Raw genomic sequence first — 5,156 nt, 5'->3', positions numbered from 1 at the left:
GCTGACCATGGCCGCCGCGGCGGCGGCCATGGTCCTGGTCAACTCGGTCATGCTGGTGCGGGATACGCTTGATAACCTACAGCCTCGTGTCTGGATAAGCACGAATGAGGTATGAGCATGATACATTTTGATAAGGCAGATGGGCCAGTCGCCTGATACGCCCATTGCGGCGACTGAACATCCGGCCCAACACTTTAATTCAGGCCAGAGTGGCGGGGTATCCTGCTGCGGCCAGTGCCACTTGAAGGTTGTCCGGCTTAGCCCGGCTTTCCAAAGCGATCGTTCGTAACGCCATGTCGAACTCGATCTGTGCCTCGGGGTCGATTGCATGGATGGTCTTTTGCACCGTTGCCTTGCAGTGGCCGCAGCTCATGTTCGGAATATTGAATGTCGTCATTTGTTTTTCCTTTTTGCTTTCTTACAGATCCACCCGCCGCAGGCGGAGGGCGTTGGTAATAACCGAAACGGAGGACAGGCTCATCGCCGCAGCTGCGATCATCGGTGACAGCAAAGTCCCGGTGATGGGGTAAAGCAGACCTGCCGCAATTGGCACGCCAAGCGCATTGTATGCGAAGGCGAAGAACAGGTTCTGCTTGATGTTGCGCAATGTCGCCCGCGCCAGCTTGCGTGCCCGGACGATGCCCATCAGGTCACCACCCAGAAGGGTTATCCCGGCGCTTTCCATGGCCACGTCCGCGCCCGTGCCCATGGCGATGCCGACATCGGCAGCGGCCAGTGCGGGCGCGTCGTTCACCCCGTCTCCCGCCATGGCGATCTTGTGTCCCTCGCGGCGCAACTGGTCGATCAGGTCTTTTTTGGCTTCCGGAAGGACACCTGCGCGGACTTCGTCGATGCCGAGCTTGCTCGCCACAGCCTGTGCCGTGCGCTCGTTGTCACCCGTCGCCATGATGACGCGCAGCCCCTGTGCGTGGAGTTCGCGGATCGCTTGCGCGGTACTTTCCTTGATTGGGTCGGCGACCGCCACGATGCCGGCCAGGGCACCATCGACAGCGATGAACATTGCCGTCTTGCCCTCGGCGCGCAGGGTATTGGCCTTCGCCTCGGCCGTGCCCGTGTCTAGTCCCATCTCCTGCATCATCGCCGCGTTGCCGAGCGCCACTGCCCGTCCGCCAACCGTGCCGCGCACGCCTTTGCCGGTGACGGCTTCAAAATCCACTGCCTCTTGTCGCCCCGCGCCCTGCGCTTCGGCGCCTTCGACGATCGCTTCGGCCAGCGGGTGTTCCGAGCCGCGCTCGAGCGCTGCCGCCAGGGACAGCAAGTCCGCTTCGGTCCTGTCCCCCAGCACCACGGTATCCGTCAGCTTTGGCTTGCCCATGGTCAGCGTGCCAGTCTTGTCGACAATCAGGGTATCGACCCCCGCCATCCGCTCCAGCGCTTCGGCATCCTTGATCAGCACACCCGCCTGTGCGCCCCGCCCCGCCGCGGTGGTGATCGATATCGGCGTGGCCAGCCCAAGGGCGCATGGGCAGGCAATGATCAGGACTGACACGGCCGAGGCAATGGCAAAGACCAGCGAGGGCTCGGGGCCGAAAATTAGCCACACGAGGAAGGCTAAGATTGCGATACCGACCACCGTTGGCACGAACACTGCCGAGACCCGGTCGGCCATCCCCTGGATCGGGGCACGGGACCGCCGCGCGTTCGAGACCATCGCCACGATCTGCGCAAGAACCGTGTCGGCGCCGACCTTGCCCGCTTCGATCACGAGGCTGCCGTTCTTGTTGATCGTGGCCCCGGTCACTGCATCGCCTGAACTTTTCTCCACCGGCATCGACTCGCCGGTCAGCATGCTCTCGTCCAGGGATGAGCGGCCCTCGATCACTATGCCGTCCACCGGCACCGCATCGCCCGGGCGCACGCGGAGCCGGTCACCTTCCATGATGTTTTCCAAAGGCGCGTCATATTCCGAGCCATCCGGCAGGATACGCCGCGCGGTCTTTGGTGCGAGATCGAGCAGCGCTCGAATGGCATCCCCAGTGCGTTCTCGTGCCCGCAATTCCAGAACCTGACCCACGAAGACCAAAGCCACGATCACCACGGCCGCCTCGTAGTAGGTGCCGACACCATGACCCATTCGGTAGGCATCGGGAAATACGCCGGGCAGGAAAGTCGCGACGAGCGAATAGAGATAGGCCGCGCCCACGCCAAGACTGATCAACGTCCACATGTTCGGTGATCGGTTTACAAGCGAGTCCCAGCCTCGCTTGAAGAAAGGCAAGGCGGCCCAGAGGATAATAGGCGTCGCCAGAACGAATTCGAGATAGCTCGCGATTTGGTGGCCAATCCAGTCCCGCACCGGCAGAGCGACCAGTTCACCCATTGTCAGGATGACCAGTGGCACTGCGGCGGCGGCTGAAATCCACATGCGCCGAGTGAAGTCGGTCAGTTCCTCGCTCGGCTCGTCCGAGGGCAGCATCGGTTCGAGCGCCATGCCGCAGATCGGACAGTCGCCGGGCACATCGCGGACAATCTCCGGGTGCATCGGACAGGTATACTGAGCGTTGGCCGGAGCGGACTTTTTCTGTCCTGCGGCTCTGCCGGAAGCGTAGAACCACGGATCTACCTTGAACTTGGTCTGGCATTTTTCCGAACAGAAATGGAAAGTCTTGTCTCCGAACTCCGCTCGACGCCCGTCAGCCTTGACCGCGACCGTCATCCCGCAGACCGGGTCCTTTGCCGTCTCGGTCCCCGCAGGGATGTCGAGCGCCGAGTGATGATGATCGTGATCCATGTCCTGCCAACTTTCTACTGATGTTCTTCCATCTAAGATGCCCGGGGAGTGACACCCTCATTTGATGTGATTCAGTTAGCCTCCACGCGGGGAGTGCCCGCAGGTGCGTCGCCATTCGCCTCGATATCGGCGATGTACCGTTTCATTTCTGCGATCTCGTTGCGCTGCGCCTCGATGATCGCGTCAGCAAGGTCCCGGACCCTTGGATCGGAAATATCCGCGCGCTCACTGGTCAGGATAGCGATAGAATGGTGGGGGATCATCGCCTTCATCCAGGCAAGATCCTCGACCGTCTCCTGGCTTCGCACCAGCCAGAGGGACAGAACGAACGCCAAACCAGCGCCAACGAAAATCGCAATGTTCTTCTTTCGATCGGTATACATGCCCAACATGAAGGCGAGCATGATGACCGCCATGACCGATCCCATGTAAATCGCCATCCACATGCGGGTCTGCGAAAACTCGATGTGATCAATCGAGTAGGTATTGAGGTACATCAGCCCATACATGACGATGGTAGAGGTCGCGATCATCGCGAAAAAGCGGCCATATCCCATGATATGTCTCCGTTTCTATTTTAGGTTTCTCTTGAAGCCGGAACATTGAGGCTGTGCCTCATGGTCGGAATGATCCATTTTCATCTTCGGCTACAGGCACAGTAGAACTTTTCGCCTGCAGCCGTTTGCGCTGCAAAGCGCGGCTCTCTATCGAATAGCGTGCTCAATGCCCGAGCATCGTAACCTTGATCAGCATCCAGATGGCCATGGCGATCATCATCAGGTTCTCTGTCAGCGAGACGAAGCCTAGGGGCACGTTGCTGTCACCACCGACGCAGGCGCATTTGATCTCTCGCTTGTCGATGTAGACCGCTTTGTAAACCGACACAGCGCCAATGGTGCCGATGAAGAGGGCCACCGGGATCGACAACCACATCAGCGCGCCCGCGACCATCAGGACGCCTGCCAGACCCTCGGCGAAGGGATAGACGTAGCCGTAACGAACCCACCTCTGGGCCAGCAGATCATAATTCAGGAACATCGTGGCGAAGCTGTCCACGTCCTTCAGTTTCTGCAAGGCCAGGAGACACATCGCGAAGGCCACGAACCATTCCGCCGCAGCCACCGTGAAGAGCTGGCCGAACGCCGCCCAACTGGTGGCCAGGGCCATGGCGGCTGCCATGGCGAACAGGGCGATCACTGGCCGATAGGTCGTCGCGGTCTTGTCGCGAACGGTCTTGCCGAAATGACGCCGCAGGTCGTCATAGCCGCCGATCCGCTGGCCGCCGATGAAGGTCTGCGGCGTGGTCTGGACGTCATGCTGCTCCTTGAAGGCATCGACCTCGCCGCGGGTCGTCAGATGATGGTCCTCGACGCGGAAGCCTTGGCGCTTGAGCAGATCGAGCGACTTGAGTCCGTAGGGACACATGTGTTTGGTCATGACCATCCGATGGAGGGTCGCGGTTCCAGGCGATGCTGATGGCATGGGGCCCCCTTAATAGCTTGCGAATATGTTTGTGCCGGAATCGCTCCAGAGAATGACTTCGAACGGCTCCGTTTGATCGCCCATCTCCATGCCGGGAGATCCGATCGGCATTCCCGGAACTGCCAGACCAAGGACATCGGGGCGCTGATCCAGCAGGGTGCGGATGGCCTCGGCCGGAACATGGCCCTCGATCACATAGCCCTCGACAAGGGCGGTGTGGCAGGACCGAAGAGGCTGGGGCACGGCATGCTGATCCTTGAAGGCCTCGACGTCATCGGACAGAGTTTCTTCGACGGCAAAACCACTGTCTCGCAGGTGATCGATCCAGGCTCCGCAACAGCCGCAATCGGGTGATCGAACCACCGCGATTAGAGTGTCTTGGGATGTGGACACCGCCCCCAGCACCGATGTTGCGGGAATGAGGACCGCGGCGAGCGTTCCGATGAACAGGCGTCTGTCGATCACGATGTGATCCTTTCGTTGATGTTGGCGTGGGGACCGGCATGATTTGAGCGTCTGCCCGAGGCAGGGAATGCTTCCGTTTCCAGATTATGCAGGATCGGGCAGTCCGGGCGCTCGTCTCCGGCGCAGGATCGCACCAGCGTCTCCAACGTGTCGGCCATGTCCTGTAGGTGGGTAATCTTGTGGCGGAGATCCTGGATCCGGGCTTGTGCCAGTGCTTTGACATCGGCGCTACGCCGGTCGGTGTTACGCCACAGATCCAACAGGTCGGTGATTTCGCTGATCGGAAAGCCCAGATCCCGCGACCGTGCAATGAACCGAAGCATGTGAACGTCTGCATCGGCGTAGTTTCGATACCCCGAGGCTGTGCGCGCAGCTAGGGGGATCAACCCGGTCTGCTCGTAGTAGCGGATCATCTTGGCCGATACACCCGAGAGGGCAGAGGCGTCTCCGATGTTCA

The 5,156-nt window shown here is 60.4% G+C and carries 6 protein-coding genes; all 6 read right to left on the bottom strand.

Features of this window, described 5'->3' with window-relative positions:
• Positions 1-199: 199 nt before the first annotated feature.
• The gene (locus tag ACFQDM_RS15330) at positions 200-397 is read right to left on the bottom strand and encodes a heavy-metal-associated domain-containing protein (protein WP_042246697.1); all 198 of its coding nucleotides are present in this window, start codon (positions 395-397) and stop codon (positions 200-202) included.
• 21 nt (positions 398-418) lie between these two features.
• Positions 419-2,752, bottom strand: coding sequence for a heavy metal translocating P-type ATPase (locus tag ACFQDM_RS15325; RefSeq protein ID WP_377380527.1), 2,334 nt, complete (start codon positions 2,750-2,752; stop codon positions 419-421).
• Between the two features lie 71 nt (positions 2,753-2,823).
• A complete protein-coding gene (locus ACFQDM_RS15320; protein WP_127899936.1) occupies positions 2,824-3,309 on the bottom strand; it encodes a DUF305 domain-containing protein in 486 nt (161 codons plus the stop codon).
• 163 nt (positions 3,310-3,472) lie between these two features.
• Positions 3,473-4,234 carry a MauE/DoxX family redox-associated membrane protein gene (locus ACFQDM_RS15315; RefSeq protein WP_127899935.1) on the bottom strand — a complete coding sequence of 254 codons (762 nt, stop codon included), beginning with the start codon at positions 4,232-4,234 and terminating at the stop codon, positions 3,473-3,475.
• A gap of 9 nt (positions 4,235-4,243) precedes the next feature.
• Complete coding sequence (locus tag ACFQDM_RS15310) at positions 4,244-4,699, bottom strand: DUF411 domain-containing protein (RefSeq protein WP_240542619.1); 456 nt, start codon at positions 4,697-4,699, stop codon at positions 4,244-4,246.
• The coding region (gene cueR / locus ACFQDM_RS15305; RefSeq protein ID WP_377380524.1) for a Cu(I)-responsive transcriptional regulator at positions 4,696-5,156 on the bottom strand (461 nt) is incomplete at its 5' end. The genes cueR and ACFQDM_RS15310, both read right to left, overlap by 4 nt.

This window comes from Ponticaulis profundi, from assembly GCF_042659465.1.
Lineage (GTDB): Bacteria > Pseudomonadota > Alphaproteobacteria > Caulobacterales > Hyphomonadaceae > Ponticaulis > Ponticaulis profundi.
This window is presented reverse-complemented; position numbering and strand designations above follow the sequence as displayed.

Excerpts from the sequence above, each read along its gene's own strand:
- ACFQDM_RS15320 (WP_127899936.1), bottom strand. The coding sequence starts at position 3,309 with ATGGGATATGGCCGCTTTTTCGCGATGATCGCGACCTCTACCATCGTC.
- ACFQDM_RS15330 (WP_042246697.1), bottom strand. The coding sequence starts at position 397 with ATGACGACATTCAATATTCCGAACATGAGCTGCGGCCACTGCAAGGCA.
- ACFQDM_RS15325 (WP_377380527.1), bottom strand. The coding sequence starts at position 2,752 with ATGGATCACGATCATCATCACTCGGCGCTCGACATCCCTGCGGGGACC.
- ACFQDM_RS15315 (WP_127899935.1), bottom strand. The coding sequence starts at position 4,234 with ATGCCATCAGCATCGCCTGGAACCGCGACCCTCCATCGGATGGTCATG.